The sequence below is a fragment of the Streptomyces sp. NPDC054866 genome (assembly GCF_053610745.1).
In genome coordinates, this window is record NZ_JBSGZA010000001.1 from 1,688,110 (window position 1) to 1,706,002 (window position 17,893).

Genomic DNA, 17,893 nt, shown 5'->3' on the forward strand with positions numbered 1-17,893 from the left:
TGGTTCCTCGGGTGGTGGCGCACGGGCAGCGTGAAGCAGGAGGTAGCGCATGTGTGGCATTACTGGCTGGGTCTCCTTCGACCGTGATCTGCGGTCCGCGTCCGGCACGTTGGACGCGATGACCGAGACGATGTCCTGCCGCGGCCCCGACGACCGCGGAACCTGGACCGAAGGCCCCGCCGGACTCGGGCACCGCAGGCTCGCCATCATCGACCTGCCCGGCGGGCGCCAGCCCATGACCGTGCGGACACCGCGCGGCACCGTCGCCCTCGTCTACTCGGGGGAGACCTACAACTTCACCGAGCTGCGCCGCGAACTGACCGGGCGCGGCCACGAGTTCACCACCGACTCCGACACCGAGGTCGTCCTGCGCGGCTATCTGGAGTGGGGCGAGGCGGTCGCCGAGCGGCTCAACGGCATGTACGCGTTCGCGGTGTGGGACGGCAGGCACGACAAGCTCGTCATGATCCGCGACCGGATGGGCATCAAGCCCTTCTACTACTACGAGACCCCGGACGGCGTCCTCTTCGGCTCCGAACCCAAGGCGATCCTCGCCAACCCGCTGGCCCGCGCCCGGGTGACCGCCGACGGACTGCGGGAGATCTTCACCGTCGTCAAGACCCCCGGTCACGCCGTGTGGGACGGCATGAACGAGGTCGAGCCCGGCACCGTCGTGACCGTCGACCGCTCCGGTCTGCGCCGCCACGTCTACTGGCGGCTGGAGACCCGGCCGCACGCCGACGGCCGCGACGAGTCCGTCGCCAAGGTGCGTGAACTCCTCGACGACATCGTGCGCCGCCAGCTCGTCTCGGACGTGCCGCGCTGCACCCTGCTCTCCGGCGGCCTCGACTCCTCGGCGATGACCGCGCTCGCCGCACGTCAACTCGGCGAAGCGGGCGAGACCGTACGCAGCTTCGCCGTGGACTTCGTCGGCCAGAGCGAGAACTTCGTCGCCGACGAGCTGCGCTCCACCCCGGACACCCCCTACGTGCACGACGTGGCCAAGGCCGCCGGCACCGATCACCGCGACATCGTCCTGGACTCGCACGCCCTCGCCGATCCCGAGGTACGGGCCAAGATGATCAGCGCCCGCGACCTGCCCATGGGCTTCGGCGACATGGACGCCTCCCTCTACCTCCTCTTCCGGGCCATCCGCGAACACTCGACGGTCGCGCTCTCGGGGGAGTCCGCGGACGAGGTCTTCGGCGGCTACCTCCAGTTCTTCGACGAGGAGGCGCGCAACGCCGACACCTTCCCCTGGCTGGTGAAGTTCGCCGAGCAGTTCGGCGACGACGCCGGCGTCCTGCGCCCGGACCTGACGGCCGCCCTCGACCTGCCCTCGTACATCCGGGGCAGTTACGACACGGCCGTCGCCGGAATCGAACGGCTTGACGGCGAGAGCGACTTCGAGTTCCGGATGCGCAAGATCTGTCACCTGCACCTGACGCGGTTCGTGCGCGTCCTGCTCGACCGCAAGGACCGCGCGAGCATGGCCGTCGGCCTTGAGGTGCGGGTGCCGTTCTGCGACCACCGCCTGGTCGAGTACGTCTACAACGCCCCCTGGTCCCTGAAGTCCTTCGACGGCAGGGAGAAGAGCCTGCTGCGGGAGGCGACGGCGGACGTCCTGCCGCGTTCCGTGTACGACCGCGTGAAGAGCCCCTACCCCTCCACGCAGGACCCCAAGTACGCCGTCGCCCTCCAGGGCCACGTCAAGGACCTGCTCGCCGAGCCCGCCCACCCGGTCTTCGATCTCGTCGACCGGGACCGGGTGGCGCGGGCGGCGGGACGCGACGTACCGCAGATCACCCAGGCGTCCCGGCATGGTCTCGAACGCACGCTGGATCTGGCGCTCTGGCTCGAGCTGTACAAGCCGGAGATCTCCGTGGCCTGAGCCCGCCCGCCCCGGAACTCCCGGAACTCACTGCCCCGAGCAGCTGCGGACCGCCGGCTGCGGTGGCACCCGTCCCTCGGGGGCGGGCTCCACCGCGACCGCTGTGGCCGCGAGGGTGTCGAGGAAGCGCTGGAGCGCGGGTGCGCCACCGGGACCCAGGCTCCGGCGGATCGGCGGCACGGCCGCCGGAGCGCCGGAGCCGCGCCGGGCCCCGGCGGTGGGAAAGGGGAGCTCCGTGGCGTCGACGGTCACGGCCCGGCGTATGAACTCATCGACCGGGAGGCCGACTTGGTCCGCGTTCCGCAGGACCGCTTCGTACTCGTCGGGCGTGAACAAGACCTGCACAGGCTTGGCACCGTCCATGAACGCATGATGCCGGTCCGAGGGTGCGTCGCGCGGTGCGGTTGGCATATTCGCGCTCGAAGGCGTGAAGCGGACCGGAGTGGACATGAACGGTCGGAAATAGAGGTAGGCCCCGACCGGACGGGGGAATCGCGATCGGGACCTACGTACTGTTCAACGGTGAACCAATCGCCGGTGTTCCCAGGTGAGGCGCCTGTTGTTGTGAGCTGCGTTACGTCTGCACGGGTGTCGTCACGTGCGCGCGGGCGCCGGGGAACGCGCGACGCGGAACCCCACGTCGTCGATCCGGAACGTCGGGTGGCTGCGGCGCCGCACCGAGGCACGGCAGCTCCAGTGCTCGTCGAACCACCCACCGCCACGGAGCACCCGATAGGTGCCGTAGACCTCGGGGTCGTACAGGTCCCAGCACCACTCCCACACGTTGCCGATCATGTCGTGCAGGCCCCACGCGTTGGGCCGCTTGCCGCCCACGTCGTGGATCCGTCCGTCGCCGTTGCCGCCGTGCCAGGCGATCTCGTCGAGCGGCCCGTACCGCGCGCCGGCCGTGCCGGCCCGGCACGCGTGCTCCCACTCGGCCTCGGTCGGCAGCCGGTATCCGTCCGCGGAGGCGTCCCACTCGGCGCCCTCGTCGGCGCCCTCCTCGGTGCTGAGGAGGTAGGCGGGAGTCAGTCCCTCGCGCAGGGAGAGGGCGTTGCAGAACTGGACCGCGTCCAGCCAGGAGACGCCCTCGACGGGCAGCCGGTCGCCGTGCGCGCTGCTCGGGCGCCCGCCGGTGACCTGCGCGTACTGCTCCTGGGTGACGGGGAAGGCGGCCAGCTCGTGGGCCGCGACCTCGACCGGCCAGCTGCGTCGCGTCCGCCGGTCCGACAGTGTCACCTGCCCCGCCGGGACGCTGATCATCTCGTTCTCCGTACTCAGGTCGACGACAGGCGGGCCGCACGCATCTGGAGGTAGCGCGTCTCGGGGACGCTCAGCGTACGCTTGGCCGCCAACTGGTAGGCGGCGCGGGCCGCGTCCGTCTCGCCCGCCCGTTCCAGGAGGTGGGCGCGTACGGCGTCGAGCCGGTGATGTCCCGCCAACCGGTCCTCAAGGGCAGCGACTTCGGCAAGACCGGCGCGCGGCCCGTGCACCATCGCGAAGGCCACGGCCCGGCTGAGTTCGGCCATGGGTTCGGGAGCACGGCGTACGAGGATGTCGTAGAGGGCGAGGATCTGCGGCCAGTCGGTGTCGTCGGCGCGCGCGGCCTCGTCGTGCAGCGCGGCGATCGCCGCCTGCAACTGGTAGGCGCCCGCGGGTCCTTGGGACAGGGCCTTCTCGACCAGCGCGGAGCCTTCCTCGATCGCGCGCCGGTCCCAGCGTGAGCGGTCCTGTTCGTCGAGCGGGATCAGCTCACCGTGCGGGCCGGTGCGGGCGGCGCTGCGGGCCTCGGTGAGCAGCATGAGCGCCAGCAGCCCGGTCACCGCGCCGTCCTCGGGCAGCAGCGTGCGCACGGAACGGGTCAGCCGGATCGCCTCCCGCGCGAGATCCGAGCGGTGCAGGGCGCTGCCGGACGTCGCCGTGTACCCCTCGTTGAAGATGAGGTAGAGCACCTGGAGCACCACCGCGAGCCGCTGATCACGGTCCTTCGCGCACGGCTGCCGGAACGGCACTCCCTTGACCTTCGCCTTCGCCCTGCTGATGCGCTGCGCCATCGTCGACTCGGGCACGAGATGGGCGCGGGCGATCTCCGCCGTGGTCAGACCGCCGACCGCGCGCAGCGTGAGGGCGACCTGCGCGGCCGGGCTCAGCCCCGGATGGCAGCACAGGAAGAGCAGGGTCAGGGTGTCGTCGTCGGACGGCGCGCGGCTCTCGCCCGGCGCGGGCGCCGTGAAGGCGTCCCGCGGCGACAGCTGGGCGGCCTCCTCCTCGCGTCTGCGCCGCGCCTCGTCACTGCGCAGCTGATCCACGAGACGCCGCGACGCGACCCTGATCAGCCAGCCGCGCGGGTTCTCGGGAACGCCCTGCTCGGGCCATTGCCGGGCCGCGGCGAGCAGAGCCTCCTGCGCGGCGTCCTCGGCCTCGCCGAAGTGCCCGTACCGGCGCACGAGCGCGCCGAGGACCTGCGGCGCGTGCAGGCGCAGCAGGTCCTCGACCGTGGCCGTGCCGTTCAGCACGCTTCGTCGGGGCCGCCCATGATCTGGCGGATCACCACGGGGTAGTTCGGTGCGCCCTCGGGGATCGGGCACTGCTGGATGCGGTTGGCGATCTCCGTGACGCGGTCCAGGCTCTCGCACTCGAGGACCCAGTACCCGGCGAGGACCTCCTTCGTCTCGCCGTAGGGACCGTCCGTGATGACCGGCCGGCCGTCCTTGTCCACGTCGACCAGACGGGTCTGCGCGGGCTCGGCAAGGCCCTGCCCGTCGACGATCTCGCCGGACTCCGCCAGATCGTCGTTGAGCGCGCCCATGAAGGCGAACATCGCCTGAAGGTCCTTCTCGCTCCACGCCGGGCTCGTCGCGTTGCCCTTGCCGCTCTGCGCCTCGTAGTCCGCCTGCGTGCCCTGAACCATCACCAGGTACTTCATGATGTCGCTCCTCGGCTGTGCGGTGGTCACCCCTTGTGGGCAACTCTCACAGGGGACGTCGGAGCGGACGACCCGTTCTCGACATTACGCCGGAACAATTTCGACGCCCTGCCGAAGGGGCGTGTCCGCCCGCTGCCCGGAGCCCCCGCCCACCGGGACATTTCGGTAGTCGCCGAACCGACGCGCGGCTACGGTCCGACCATGACGTACGCACAGCGAGCCGACCAGTTCCGCGCCCTGCACCGCACCGGCGAACCCCTGCTGCTTCCCAACGCCTGGGACCACGCCTCAGCGGCCGCGCTCGCCCACGGCGGCTTCCCGGCGATCGGCACCACAAGCCTCGGGGTGGCGGCCGCCGCCGGCAAGGCGGACGCCACGGGCGGCACACGGGAGGAGACCCTGCGCCTCGCCCATGGCCTGGCCCGGCTGCCCGCGCTGATCACCGTGGACATCGAGGGCGGCTTCAGCGACCGGCCCGGGGAGGTGGCGGCGCTCGCGGCGGAACTCGTCGGGGCGGGGGTCGTGGGCGTGAACATCGAGGACGGCCGCCCGGACGGCACGCTGGCCGACACGGCTCTGCAGTGCGAGCTGATCCGCGCCGTCAAGGAGGCGGCCCCCGACCTGTTCGTCAACGCGCGCACCGACACGTACTGGCTGCGCGCCGGGGGAGCGGGCGAGACCGAGCGCCGGGCCGCGGACTATCAACTGGCGGGCGCCGACGGCGTGTTCGTGCCCGGGCTCCAGGACGAGAAGGCCATCGCGGGACTGGTCGATGGGCTGGCCGGCGTCCCGCTGAACATCCTCTTCGCACCGGGCGCCCTGACGTACGGGCGCCTCGCGGAGCTCGGTGTGCGGCGGGTGAGCAGCGGTTCGCTGCTCTTCCGCGCCGCGCTGCACGGAGCCGTCGAGGCGGCGCGCTCGATCGCCCGGGGCGGCGCGGTGCCGGATGACCTGCTCTCGTACGCGGATGCCCAGGCGCTCTCGGCGGCCTACGGCGAGGGTGTGTAGGGCGGCGTCGAGGGTGCGTCGTCCGCGTCGCGCTTCTCGTCCCCGTGGCCCGGCCACCACGCCGCGTGCCCGATCAAAGCGGTCAGCGCGGGCGTGAAGATCATCGCCATGACGAAGGCGGCGATGAGGATGCCGAAGGACAGGGAGAAGCCCATCTGGGAGAGCGTCGAGTTGCCCGCGAGCATCAGCGTCGCGAACGTGCCCGCGAGGATCACGCCCGCCGAGCCGATCGTCGGGCCCGAGTGGCGCACTGCCGTGCCCGCCGCGTCGTGCGGGGTGCGCCCCTCGCGGGCCTCCTCGCGCAGCCGCGACACCATCAGGATGTTGTAGTCCGTGCCGAGGGCGACCACGAACAAGTACATGATCACGGGCAGCATGAACATCAACCCCGGCTGGCTGCCGACCTGTTGGAACAGCAGCGAGGTAGCGCCCAGGGTCGCGCCGAAGCCGAGCGCGACCGACAGCATCAGGTACCAGGGAGCCACCAGGCTCCGCAGGAGCAGGCCGAGGATGACCATGATGGCGAGCGCGGCCACCGGGAAGACCACCGAATAGTCCCGGTCCACGGCCTTGTTGATGTCGACGTACACCGCCGTCGTCCCGCCGACGAGCGCTTCGGTTCCGGTGGGCGCGTCCTCGTGCGCGATCGGGCGCAGGCGGTCCTTGACGGTCTCCAGGGCCTTGTCGGACGCGGGCGGATCCGCGAGCACCACGGAGTACGACGCCGTCGTGCCGTCCGTGCTCAGCCGGGGCGCGGAGACCTCGCCCACGCCGCGGACCTCGTCCAGCTGCTCCCGGAAGGTGGCCGTCCGGGCTTCGGGGAGCGGGCCGTCGTCCGTCGATGTGAGGTAGACGAAGGTCGGGTCGGTGGTGCCCGCGGGGAAGCCCTTCTGGAGGTTCTTCAGGGCGACCATCGACTCCTTGTCCTTGGGAAGTGAGGAGCCCGCGAGGTCGAAGTTGGCCTTGTAGCCGAGGGCTCCGAGGGTGAGCGCGCCCATGAACAGCGCCGACACCAGGGCCCAGACCGCGGGCTTGCGGGCGATGGACGCGCCGAGCCGCGCGAACCCGGTGCCGTGCGGCTCCCGCTGCCACGACTTCGATGGCCAGAACACCTTCGTGCCGAGCAACGAGACGACGGCGGGGACCAGCGTGAGCCCGGCGAGCAGCGTCACGAAGACCGCGATGGCCAGGGCGGGGCCCATGGAGCGCAGCATGCCGAGCGAGGAGAGCGTCAGGGCGGCGAACGCGACGATGACGGCGCCGGCCGCCGAGGTGATCGCCTCGCCGACCCGCTCGACGGCGTGCACCATGCCGCCCTTGGGGTCCTCGCCCGCCCGCAGGGCCTCTCGGTAGCGGAAGAGCAGGAACAGGATGTAGTCCGTGCCGACGCCGAACAGGACGACGGTGAGGAGTTCCTGGATGGACGAGTCGGCCTTCATGTCGAAGGCCTTGTTCGCGGAGGCGATCAGGCCGGTCGCCATCGGTGAGATGAGGCCGATCAGGACCACGGGAAGCAGCGCGATGATCGGGCTGCGGAAGATCACCAGGAGCAGCACGATGATGATCACGATCGTGCCGACCCCGACGAGGATCCCGGCCCGCTCCGAGGCATCGCTCTCGTCGAGCGCCTGGGCGGCGGAGCCCGTGATCCCGGCCGAGAGGTCCGTGCCCTTCAGCTCGGGCTTGAGATCGGAGCGCAGCTCCTCGACCGCGTCCTGCTGTGCGGTGTCCTCGGGGTTGGTGAGCTTGGGCATCGCGACGACCGACGTCTGCACGAGCTTGTTGGGCGAGACCGCGCCGGGCACGACCGCCTGCACCTCGGGGATCTTCCTGGCCTGCAGATCCTTGGAGACGCGGGTGACGTCCGCGGAGTCGGCCGCCGTCAGCTTTCCGCCGTCGGAGCGCTGGAAGACGATGATCGCGCCGACGTTCTGCTGTTTGGGGAACTCCGCTTCCTGTACGTCCGCCGCGCGGATGGACTCGTAATGATCCGGAAGGAAGCTCGCCTCGTCGCTGCTCGAGGTGAGTTTCGGCGCCAGGGAGATCACGGCACCGGCCACCACGACCCACGCCAGAATGATCCACCACGGGCGACGGACCACGAATCGGCCCAGGCCAGAGAACATCGGCTGCTGCCTCTCCCTCGCCCCCGAGGCGTAACGGCGCGTTCTGACCAAGGATCTTCCGGACCGGGCGGCCCCGCCACCTGAGCCGTTCGGCTGGGCGGCGGGGCGCGCCCGGGGGCGTCCGAGGAGGTCCGTCCGTCGTCAGAAGTTGATCATGTGCCCGGCCAGGCCGTGTACCGCTTCCTTGACCGCCTCGCCGAGCGTCGGGTGCGCGTGCACGTTGCGGGAGACCTCGTGCACGGTCAGGTCCCACTGCTGGGCCAGGGTCAGCTCGGGAAGGAGCTCGGTGACGTCCGGGCCGATCAGGTGGGCGCCGATGATCTCGCCGTACCGCGCGTCGCTGATGATCTTCACGAAGCCGACGGTGTCGCCGAGGCCGTGCGCCTTGCCGTTCGCCATGAACGGGAACTTGGCGACCTTGACGTCGAAGCCCTTCTCCTTGGCCTGCGCCTCCGTCCAGCCGAAGCTGGCGATCTGCGGCTGGGAGTAGGTGGCGCGCGGGATCATCGGGTAGTCGAGTTCCATCGTCTCGGCGCCGGCGAGGGTCTCGGCGGCCACGACGCCCATGGACTCGGCGGTGTGCGCGAGCATTAGCTTCGCGGTGACGTCACCGATGGCGTAGATGTGCGGCACGTTCGTCCGCCCGCGCCCGTCGATGTCGATGGCGCCGCGCTCGGTCAGCGCCACGCCCGTCGCCTCCAGGCCGAAGCCCGTGACGTTCGGCGCGAAGCCGATGGCCTGGAGGACCTTGTCCGCCTCCAGGATCTCCTGCTTGCCGTCCTTGCCCGTCACCGTGACCTTGACCTTGGCCCCGGACTCGTCGATCGACTCGACGCGGGTCGAGGTCTTCACGTCGATGCCGAGCTTGCGGTACTGCTTGGCGAGCTCCGTCGAGACGTCCGCGTCCTCCAGCGGCGCGATGCGGTCGAGGAACTCGACGATCGTCACCTTCACGCCGTAGTTGTGCAGGACGTAGGCGAACTCGATGCCGATGGCGCCCGCGCCCGCGATCACGATCGACTCCGGCACGGAGTCGGCGAGGATCTGCTCCTCGTACGTCACCACACGCTCGGAACGCCGGGTGCCGGGCAGCAGCTTCGGTGTCGCGCCCGTGGCGATGATGCAGTTCTCGAACGTGATCGTGTCCGTGGAGCCGTCCGACTTGGCGACCTGGAGCGTGTTCGCGTCGAGGAACGTGCCCCGGCCGTCGAACTCGGTGATCTTGTTCTTCTTCATCAGGAAGTGGACGCCCTTGACGCGGCCGTCCGCGACCGTGCGGCTGCGGTTGAACGCCTCGCCGTAGTCGAAGGACACGTTCCCTTCGACCTTGATGCCGTACGTCTTCTGCTCGTGCGTGAACAGATGGGCCAGCTCGGCGTTGCGCAGCAGCGCCTTGGTCGGGATGCAGCCGACGTTGAGGCAGACACCTCCCCAGTACTTCTCCTCGACGACCGCTACCCGCTTGCCCAGCTGGGCGGCGCGGATGGCGGCCACATAGCCGCCGGGTCCTGCTCCGAGCACGACGACGTCGAAGCGGTCTTCCATGGGGAGGTCCTCTCTGGTGGTACGTATCCGGTGGTACGTGACTCGCGCACGTCCGATCATGCGCCATCCGGACGCCTCGCGGGCGGCCGGGTGTCCGATGTCATGCCACCCCTACTGCCCCTTTCCTCAACCGCCGCTGGGGGCACGGCTGTTGGCGATCCGGCCCGGGTTCACCCGGTCGTGAGTCACGGGATAGTGTCGCCGCGACGGAGCAGAAACCCATGTCCCTCTGGGAGAGGTGGAGAACGCGCTGTGGCGGCAGACGACCAGGCCGAGATGATGTCCATTCCCTTCGACGTGCCGACATCGGCACGCGCCTACGGCTGGATGCTCGGCGGCAAGGACAACTACGCGGTCGACCGCGACTTCCTGCTGCGGACGCTGCCCGACTTCCCCGAGTGCGTCGACATCGCCCGGCAGAACCGCGAGTTCCTGTTCCGCGTCGTGCGCCACCTGACGAAGGCGGGGATCCGCCAGTTCATCGACATGGGCTGCGGCCTGCCGACCGACGAGAACGTCCACCAGGTCGCCCGGCGCTTCGCACCGGACACCCGCGTCGTCTACGTGGACCTCGATCCGATCGTCCTCGCGCACGGCAGAGCGCTGCTCGCCGACGACTCCACCACCACCGTCATCAACGGCGACATGCGCGACCAGGACGCGATCCTCGGCCACCCCGACGTCATCCGCCTCATCGACTTCGACGAGCCGGTCGCGGTGCTCTTCCTTTCGGTGGTGCACCACCTCACCGACGCCGACGGCCCCCGCCGCGTACTGCGCACGATCATCGACCGGGCGGCGCCCGGCAGCTACCTCGGCGTCTCCCAGGTCGTCGCCGACGACCCCGCCCGCGGCGCCGCGATGAGCGCGCACATCTCCGGCGGCGGCGTCCCCTGGCAGACCCGCACCCCGGCCGAGGTCGACGCCCTCCTGGACGGTCTCGATCCGGTCGAGCCCGGCCTGGTGAACCTGGTCGACTGGCGCCCCGACGCGGACCAGCCCCCGCTCGCCCCGGTCCACGAGGACCTGGCCCCCTACCTGGGCGCCACCGAGCAGAGCAAGGGGATCTACGAGTACGGGGGTTTGCTCCGCAAGGCATAGCCATACACAATGGCGTACATGATCCAGCACCTGACCACCGCCGTGAGGACCTTCGGGGTCCCGTGGCGGCGCGGGTGCGAGCGATCGGGTCGATAGCTGCCGCGAGGCACACGTCTCCAGCGGTCCGGAGTTCCCTCTCCGCACCGCCACCCGCTCACTCACCACTGAAGGATCACCATGGCTGTGGTTTCCCCTGCCGTCTCTCCCGCCTCTCCCACGCTCCGTGACGCCCGCGTCCCCGCCGACGGCATGTACGAAGGCCGCCGCACCCTGCGCCGCGTCCCCGAGGGCTGGGAAGAGCGCCCGTACGAACTGATCGACGTCGTCCCCCAGGGGCGGCTCATCGGCGCCGAGATCCGTGGCGTCGACCTCGCCGAGCCGCTCACGCCCGCGCTGCGTGAGGAGCTGGGCCGCGCCCTCCTGGAGTGGAAGGTGCTCTTCTTCCGGGGCGCCGGGATCACCTCCGAGCAGCAGCGCGCCTTCGCCCTCAACTGGGGCGAGTTGGAGACCAATCCGCTGCTCGCGCGCGGCTCGGCCGACGACGTCGTCCGGTTCGACAAGGGCGGCAGCGCGACCCCCACGTACGAGAACGTCTGGCACGCCGACGTCACCTTCCGCGAGCGCCCCGCGCTCGGCGCCGTCCTGCAACTGCGCGAGGTGCCCCCGGTGGGCGGCGACACGATGTGGGCGGACATGGCGGCCGCGTACGACAACCTCCCCGACGAGGTGAAGGAACGTATCGAGGGAGCCCGCGCGGTGCATGACTTCATCCCCGGCTTCGTCCGCTTCTACGGCCCCGAGAAGCTGATCCCGCTCCAGGAGCAGTTCCCGCCGGTCACGCACCCCGTGGTGCGCAGGCACCCGGAGACCGGGCGGCGGATGCTCTTCGTGAACACGTCCTTCACCACGCACATCGTGGGCATGGAGCGGGCCGAGAGCGACCGACTCCTGAGCTATCTGGTGCGGCAGGCGCAGGTTCCGGAGTACCAGGTGCGGTTCCACTGGCAGGCGGGTGACGTCGCCTTCTGGGACAACCGCTCCACCCAGCACTACGCGGTCGACGACTACGCCCCGCACCGCCGCGTGGCCGAACGCGTCGCGATAGCGGGCGACCGCCCGTACTGACCCACTTCCTCGGAAGGAATTCGATTCCTGATGGCAGCCGCAGCGCGCTTCCCGTTGACGCCCGAGCCCCTCCACGTCCCCGACGCGGTGCTCGACGACCTCAAGGCGCGACTGCGGCTGACCAGGTGGCCCGACGACATCGGCAACGACGACGGGTACTACGGCGTCCGTCGCGGCTACCTCCAGGAGCTGGCCGACCACTGGCTGCATCACTACGACTGGCGCAAGGCCGAAGCGGCGATCAACTCCTACGAGCACTACCGGGTGAGCGTCGACGGCGTGCCCGTGCACTTCATGCGCAGGCCCGGCGTCGGCCCGGCCCCCACCCCGCTCATCCTCACGCACGGCTGGCCCTGGACGTTCTGGCACTGGTCCAAGGTGGTGGATCCGCTGGCCGACCCCGCCGCGTACGGCGGCGACCCGGCCGACGCGTTCGACGTCATCGTGCCCTCCCTGCCCGGCTTCGGCTTCTCCACGCCGCTGCCGGACCACCCCGACATGAACTTCTGGAAGGTCGCCGACCTCTGGCACACCTTGATGACCGAGACGCTCGGCCACGAGAAGTACGCCGCGGGCGGGTGTGACATCGGCGCCCTCGTCACCGGTCAGCTCGGCCACAAGTACGCCGGTGAACTCCACGGCATCCACATCGGATCCGGCCTGAAGCTCACCTTCTTCAATGGCGACCGGGGCTGGGACCTCAGCGGCGGCCGGCCGATCCCTGAGGGCCTCTCCGAGGCCGACCACCGTCAACTGCTCTCCCTGGAACGGCGCTTCGCCGCCCACCTGGCCGTGCACGTCCTCGGTCCCAGCACGCTCTCCTACGGGCTCAGCGACTCACCGGTCGGGCTGCTCGCCTGGATCCTGGAGCGCTGGGACAAGTGGAGCGACAACCGCGGCGACGTGGAGAGCGTCTTCTCCAAGGACGATCTGCTCACCCACGCCATGATCTTCTGGGTGAACAACGCCATCGGGACGTCGATGCGCTACTACGCCAACGCCAACCGCTACCCCTGGACGCCCTCGCACGACCGTCAGCCGGTCATCGAAGCCCCCACCGGCATCACGTTCGTCGGCCACGAGAACCCGCCCGGGGTCACGACCACCGAGCAGCGCGTCCAGAACTGGCTCGGGGGCGACCGGGCCGACTGGTACCGGCACGTGAACCTCACCGCGCACGAGAGCGGCGGTCACTTCATCCCGTGGGAGATTCCCGAAGGCTGGGTGGACGACCTGCGCCGCACGTTCCGCGGCCGACGCTGAGGCGCTGCCGCGCGGTTCTCCGGTGCTGTTCGGCTCAACGCTCCAGCGTCCGGCGCCACTTGACCTCGCCGTCCTGCCACTCGTCCGTGGGGGTCAGTCCCGCCGCGGTGGCGACCGCTGCTGATGCCCGGTGGTCCGGGTGGACGTGGGCGATGACGCCGCGCACGGCAGGCTGCCCCGCCAGCCAGCCGACGAGGCCACGGGCCGCCTCCGCCGCGATGCCCCGCCCCTGCCAGGGAGTTCCCACCACCCAGGCGATCTCGGCGACCAGCGCGCCGCTGCCGTCGGCGGGGCCCGGGGAAGCGGGGCCGAGCGTCGCCTGCACCGTCCCGACGAGGCGCTCCTCGTCACGCGACCGCAGCACCCAGTTGCACCAGGAGACCGCGGGGTCGGGGGACCCGGCGGTCATCCGCCGGTAGCGGGCTCGCAGGGCCCGCGGGTCGTCGGGAGAGCCGCCGATGAAGGTGTGCAGGGCGGGATCGGACAGCACCCGGGCCATCTCGTCGGCGTGCTGGACCCGCAGCGGTTCGAGGATCAGCCGGGCGGTGCTGACTTCCTCGGCGTGGACCCTGGTCACGGACGCCACCTCCCCAAGTTGAGACCCCATGTGCGCTGGGCAGCGTAGCCGAGGGGCTGACGGACCGTGCGCAGCTCACCGTTGCGCAGGGTTCCACCTGCGAGGTCCGGACATGGGCCACGCCTTGAACGTCGCTCGGGGCGTCGTTCAAGGCGTGGCGTGGAGGGCGCCTCATCTCCCCGTCAGGGACGAGGCCGCTCACCTCCGGATGTGCGGCAGGTGGGGCTCAGAACGAGAGGGCGGAGCTATCCGAGAGCTTCGCTCGCATCTCGCAGCTGTTGCCGAAGGTCTTGGACCACGTGACGCGGCGGCCCTCCCACACTCCGTCGACGCTGACCACGACGGGCTTCCACTCCTTCGTACAGATCATGCCGGGTGACTCGCCGATCAGCCGGTCGAACTCGCCCGTGGTCGCGCGTAGTTCGGCGCAGGCGTTGGACGGCGAGGGGTGGGTACCCGATGCCTTCGGCGCGCAGGTCAGGGTCACGGCGCGCTGCATGGTGGCGGTGTCTGCCTCTTCGCCCTGGCCGACGGCGAGGACCAGCGACGAGGGCGCGTAGAGACCGGCGGGGGCGGCCTTGGTGTCGGCCTGTGCCGTGCCAGAGGTTCCGGACATCACGCAGGCGGCCACGACAGCGGTGGCGCCCACCGTCTTGAGGAAGAAACGCACGTCAACTCTCCTTTGATGCGGGTGTTTTCCTGGTTGCAGAAGGGAGTCTTGTCGGTGCGGAGAGTGAGCACCAAATGCATGGTCGATTTCCGGATGCTTGTGTCCGCTCAGCGGTCGCCGGACAGCTGTTCGGGCAGCTCAGGACGGGCGCGGGAGGCCCGCTGGGGCGCGCGCAGGGTGTCCAACATGTGGACCGGAGTCGATGGTGCAAGCCGAAACAACCGTCTGACCTGCGAAGACAGTTGATTTGGTTTTCTACCGGAATTCAGGGTCGACCGGAAAGCATCGGTGATATAGGCGCAGGGGCAAGGGATTGGGGTGGTACGCCCCCGCCCCCGCCTCCCGCCACCGCCCCTGCGCCTCAGCCCAGCCTGACCGTGATCCGCTGTGTGGCGCCCTTCGTGCCGCTGAGATCCCCGAAGGTCAGCTTCAGGGACGCACCCGTGACCGCCGACGTGACCGAGGCGGGCTTGTCCGTCACCGCGGACACGGCACGGTTCCAGGTGAGGGTCAGGGAGGTCTGCGCGCGCATCGGGTCACTGACGCAGATGACCGCCGTGCCGTCGCTCTTCTCGCTGATCTGCACGGAACAGGGCGCGCTCGCGGTGAGCTTGCCCACCGTGCCGCCGAACCAGAAGTTGACCCCGGTGAAGCCGAGCGAGGGGACCGAAACGCCTTGCTGGTTGTCGGAGTTGGCCAGGACCTGGAGCCATCCGGTGTCCGCCGACCGGGCCGCCGTCTGCGCCGCGCTCGCGCCAGGCATCAGGGCGTAGGCGTACGTCCCGTTCGTCGGGGCGGTGCCGTGGTCGACGTACATCGTGAGGTACTTGCGGGTGATCGCGGTCGTGGCGCCGCCCTTGTTGATGTCGCTCCACTTGCCGGTGCGCTCCTCGCGCAGCGCCTTCACCGTCGCGCCGCCGGGGAAGACATAGCCGCCGTGGCCGCCGATGTGTGCCCATTTGGCGCCGGTGAGCGTCGCCGACCAAGGGGTGCCGGTCGGCTTGGCCGCGCCGTCCACCTGGAAGGAAGTGGTGCCCGTCGGGCCGAGGTTGCGGTTCTCGACGGTCGTCTCGACCGCCGCGCCGTCCGTGCAGACGATGCCCGCGCCCAGGCAGACGATCGAGTCGTCCAGGCAGAACCACGACTTCTTGGCGCGCAGGGTGCTCTGAAGTCCCTTCAAGTACTGCCCGATGGAAGCGCGTTGGCCGTCACTCGCCCCGCCCACCCACTTCACGTCCGGCCGAGACGCGCCCCAGTCGCCGCCCGCCGCGTCGGCGAGCGCTTTGCGTGAAGCGGTGATGCCGGGCAGCCGGTACGGGTCGACAGTGGGCCAGAAGGCGTCGCTGTACTGCCCGTTGGCGTAGCTGTCGCCCCACCAGTAGAGCATTCCGGAGCCGGTGTGCCAGCCCCGCAGGTTCTCGCCGTTGCCCGTCTCGTAGTACGTGATACGGGGATCGGCCATGCTGATCGACGCCGCCCAGCCGGGGCGCCGGTGCGTGGCGCGGGCCATGTTCGGAAAGAGGCGGTGGCCGGTGGGCTCGGCGATCGCGGACACCGAAGCGTCGTCCTCAACACCCTTCAGGCGGGCCAGACTTGTCAGGCCGAGCGCGGAGTCACTCAGCGGCGGGCTGTAGTAGTCGCGCCGCATCCAGCCCTTGACCAGGCCGCGCCAGCGCGCGTTCTCGGCCGCGCTCGCGCCCTGCCCCAGGAGCACCACGGCCGCCATGATGGGGTGGCCGCGCCGGTGGTCGTCCGCCTGGATCTTCTTGGCGTCGGAAGCGGCGAGGCCACGGCTGATGGCGCGCCCCGCGACACCGTCCATGACGAGGCCGTTGTAGATGAACGGGGCCCACGCCTTCTCCACGGCGTCGAAGATGATCTGCTTCTTGGCGTCCGTGACCTCCCAACTGGAGCCGCGCAGCAGGGAGAAGAGCATGCCGAGCCCGCCCAGCATCACCGATCCGTACGACCCCGTGTAGGGCACGGTGGTGTGCTGGATGAACGACCCGTCGGTGTAGAGGCCGTCGCCGGTCGTCACATACGGGAAGACGGGGGAGAGCGCGTCCCTGGCCAGCGCGATCTTCGCGGCGTTGGCACCGACGACCCCGCGCAGCGCGAGCACGCGGCACAGGTCGACGCGGTTCGCTCCGGTGCTCGTCCCGGTGTAGCTGCCCACCGCCGAGTCGGGCACGAAGTGGTCCACGGCCTTGCAGTAGTTGGCCACTTGGGTCGCGGACAGGTGGTCGTACATCAGCACGCAGATGTCGAGGAGGTTCTGCGGGGCGCCTATCTGCCAGCTGTACCAGTTGCCGAACCGTGCCTGGTTCTCGTTGTAGATCTGCGTGTAGAGATGATCGAGGCCGGTGAGGATGTCGGCCTTGAGGCCCGCGTCGCCGGTCAGGCCCGTGCCCTCCTGCCGGTAGGCCTGGGCCATGGTGTTCAGCCTGCTGTAGCCGGTCACCATGTTCGCGGAGTAGCCGTACGACTCCTGGTCGGTGTCGGGCTCGGGGTCCGCGTGCGAGGCGTCCGGCCACAGGGAACCCGTGGCCGGGGTCATGGTGTCGCGCAACTCCCGTGCCGTGGTACCGAGTTCGGCGAGGCGGCTCTTGAAGGGTTCGGCCGTGGGGGAGAAGCCCTCGCCGAGTATCAGGGTGCGCCACTTGGCGCGCAGCGTTTCGTACGCGTCCGCCTCCACCGCCGCTGCCGCCTTGTCGGAGGCCAGCAGCCCCGAGGCCGTCAGGGCGAGCGCGGAGCCGCCGGTGCTGAAGAGGAAGGCGCGGCGGGACCAAGGAGAGTGCATGGGTTCTCCGATGGTGGCGGGGGAGGGGGAGGGGAGAGGCGCTGGATGGGGCATGAGGGGTGCCGGGAAGAGCAAGCGCTTTCTAGCATGGGTCTAGGCCACTGCTCAATGGGTTGCGCAAGGCGCTGTAGCGTCAGGGGCATGAGCGATCACGCAGTGGTGGATGTGGGCGACGTACGCCTGGCCTATCGGACCTGGGGCGACTCGTACGGAGCGCCCGTCGTGCTGCTGCACGGGCTCGGCGATTCCTCGGCGACCTGGGAGCAGGTCGGGCAGGTCCTTGGCCAGGAATGGCGGGTGTACGCGCTGGATCTGCGCGGGCACGGCGAGAGCGACTGGCCGGACGAGTACTCGGTCGAGCTGATGCGGGACGACGTGCTCGGCTTCCTCGACGAGCTCGACCTCGACCGCGTGGGCGTCGTGGGCCACTCCATGGGCGGGGTCGTGGCGTACCTCCTCGCCGAGGAGCACCCCGACCGCGTCGAGCGCCTCGTCCTGGAGGAGACGCCGCCGCCCTATCCGCGTGACTGGGTCGAAGCCACGCGCCCCGACGTCCTCGACTTCGACTGGCCCGTGTCCCCCGCGGTCCGCGCCCAGATCTTCGATCCCGATCCCGAGTGGGCCGAGCGGCTCGGCGAGATCGTCGCACCGACCCTGATCGTGGCGGGCGGCCCGGACAGCAGCATGCCGCAGGGGCGCATCCCCGACATGGCCACGGAGATCCCCGACTCCCGGCTGATCACGATCCCGGTCGGCCACTCGGTGCACGAGGCGAGCCCGCAGCAGTTCGCGGAGCAGGTCAGCGAGTTCTTCACCAGCTGAGCGCGCGGGGTAGCTGATGGCCGCCGCGGTGCGGGGCGT

At 70.2% G+C, this 17,893-nt stretch carries 15 protein-coding genes; 6 read left to right on the forward strand and 9 right to left on the reverse strand.

Going from position 1 to position 17,893, the window contains the following annotated elements; translation table 11 throughout:
• The first annotated feature begins 49 nt into the window (after nt 1-49).
• Complete coding sequence (gene asnB, locus ACWGI2_RS07305; RefSeq protein ID WP_453694430.1) at nt 50-1,891, forward strand: asparagine synthase (glutamine-hydrolyzing); 1,842 nt, start codon at nt 50-52, stop codon at nt 1,889-1,891.
• A 27-nt stretch (nt 1,892-1,918) separates the two neighbouring features.
• On the opposite strand, the gene ACWGI2_RS07310 is transcribed toward asnB, so the two are convergent.
• The 4 genes from ACWGI2_RS07310 to ACWGI2_RS07325 form a co-directional block, all read right to left on the reverse strand.
• Nucleotides 1,919-2,254, reverse strand: a complete 336-nt coding sequence (locus tag ACWGI2_RS07310) for a hypothetical protein (RefSeq protein ID WP_453694431.1) — start codon at nt 2,252-2,254, stop codon at nt 1,919-1,921.
• Nucleotides 2,255-2,485: 231 nt separating this feature from the next.
• On the reverse strand, nt 2,486-3,154 hold the full coding sequence (locus ACWGI2_RS07315) for a formylglycine-generating enzyme family protein (RefSeq protein WP_453694432.1): 669 nt from the start codon (nt 3,152-3,154) through the stop codon (nt 2,486-2,488).
• 14 nt (nt 3,155-3,168) lie between these two features.
• Nucleotides 3,169-4,407, reverse strand: a complete 1,239-nt coding sequence (locus tag ACWGI2_RS07320) for an RNA polymerase sigma factor (RefSeq protein ID WP_453694433.1) — start codon at nt 4,405-4,407, stop codon at nt 3,169-3,171.
• Complete coding sequence (locus ACWGI2_RS07325) at nt 4,401-4,817, reverse strand: YciI family protein (protein ID WP_453396118.1); 417 nt, start codon at nt 4,815-4,817, stop codon at nt 4,401-4,403. The genes ACWGI2_RS07320 and ACWGI2_RS07325 overlap by 7 nt, the downstream gene beginning before the upstream one ends.
• Nucleotides 4,818-5,018: 201 nt before the next feature.
• Here ACWGI2_RS07325 and ACWGI2_RS07330 point away from each other — a divergent pair, with 201 nt between their 5' ends.
• Nucleotides 5,019-5,825 carry an isocitrate lyase/PEP mutase family protein gene (locus tag ACWGI2_RS07330; protein WP_453694434.1) on the forward strand — a complete coding sequence of 269 codons (807 nt, stop codon included), beginning with the start codon at nt 5,019-5,021 and terminating at the stop codon, nt 5,823-5,825.
• On the opposite strand, the gene ACWGI2_RS07335 is transcribed toward ACWGI2_RS07330, so the two are convergent.
• Together ACWGI2_RS07335 and lpdA are read right to left on the reverse strand one after the other, a co-directional pair.
• Nucleotides 5,807-7,951: an MMPL family transporter gene (locus ACWGI2_RS07335; protein WP_453694435.1), complete on the reverse strand. Its 2,145-nt coding sequence runs from the start codon at nt 7,949-7,951 to the stop codon at nt 5,807-5,809. The genes ACWGI2_RS07330 and ACWGI2_RS07335 overlap by 19 nt on opposite strands.
• 141 nt (nt 7,952-8,092) lie before the next feature.
• Nucleotides 8,093-9,496: a dihydrolipoyl dehydrogenase gene (lpdA, locus tag ACWGI2_RS07340; protein WP_453396121.1), complete on the reverse strand. Its 1,404-nt coding sequence runs from the start codon at nt 9,494-9,496 to the stop codon at nt 8,093-8,095.
• Nucleotides 9,497-9,748: 252 nt separating this feature from the next.
• Between lpdA and ACWGI2_RS07345 the strand changes: the two genes are divergently transcribed.
• The 3 genes from ACWGI2_RS07345 (at nt 9,749) to ACWGI2_RS07355 (ending at nt 12,985) form a co-directional block, all read left to right on the forward strand.
• Entirely contained in the window at nt 9,749-10,597 is an 849-nt protein-coding gene (locus tag ACWGI2_RS07345) for an SAM-dependent methyltransferase (RefSeq protein WP_453396122.1), read from the forward strand.
• Nucleotides 10,598-10,846: 249 nt separating this feature from the next.
• The gene (locus tag ACWGI2_RS07350; RefSeq protein WP_453396507.1) at nt 10,847-11,722 is read left to right on the forward strand and encodes a TauD/TfdA dioxygenase family protein; all 876 of its coding nucleotides are present in this window, start codon (nt 10,847-10,849) and stop codon (nt 11,720-11,722) included.
• A gap of 30 nt (nt 11,723-11,752) precedes the next feature.
• Nucleotides 11,753-12,985 (forward strand): epoxide hydrolase family protein, encoded by a 1,233-nt coding sequence (locus ACWGI2_RS07355; protein WP_453396123.1) that lies wholly within the window; start codon nt 11,753-11,755, stop codon nt 12,983-12,985.
• A 34-nt stretch (nt 12,986-13,019) separates the two neighbouring features.
• Here ACWGI2_RS07355 and ACWGI2_RS07360 read toward each other — a convergent pair whose 3' ends face one another.
• From ACWGI2_RS07360 to ACWGI2_RS07370, 3 genes are all read right to left on the reverse strand, one after another.
• Complete coding sequence (locus ACWGI2_RS07360; RefSeq protein ID WP_453396124.1) at nt 13,020-13,562, reverse strand: GNAT family N-acetyltransferase; 543 nt, start codon at nt 13,560-13,562, stop codon at nt 13,020-13,022.
• Between the two features lie 226 nt (nt 13,563-13,788).
• On the reverse strand, nt 13,789-14,232 hold the full coding sequence (locus tag ACWGI2_RS07365) for a subtilase-type protease inhibitor (RefSeq protein WP_453396125.1): 444 nt from the start codon (nt 14,230-14,232) through the stop codon (nt 13,789-13,791).
• Nucleotides 14,233-14,593: 361 nt separating this feature from the next.
• Entirely contained in the window at nt 14,594-17,032 is a 2,439-nt protein-coding gene (locus tag ACWGI2_RS07370) for a polysaccharide lyase 8 family protein (protein ID WP_453396126.1), read from the reverse strand.
• Between the two features lie 141 nt (nt 17,033-17,173).
• Here ACWGI2_RS07370 and ACWGI2_RS07375 point away from each other — a divergent pair, with 141 nt between their 5' ends.
• A complete protein-coding gene (locus tag ACWGI2_RS07375) occupies nt 17,174-17,854 on the forward strand; it encodes an alpha/beta fold hydrolase (protein WP_453396127.1) in 681 nt (226 codons plus the stop codon).
• The last annotated feature ends 39 nt before the right edge of the window (nt 17,855-17,893 follow it).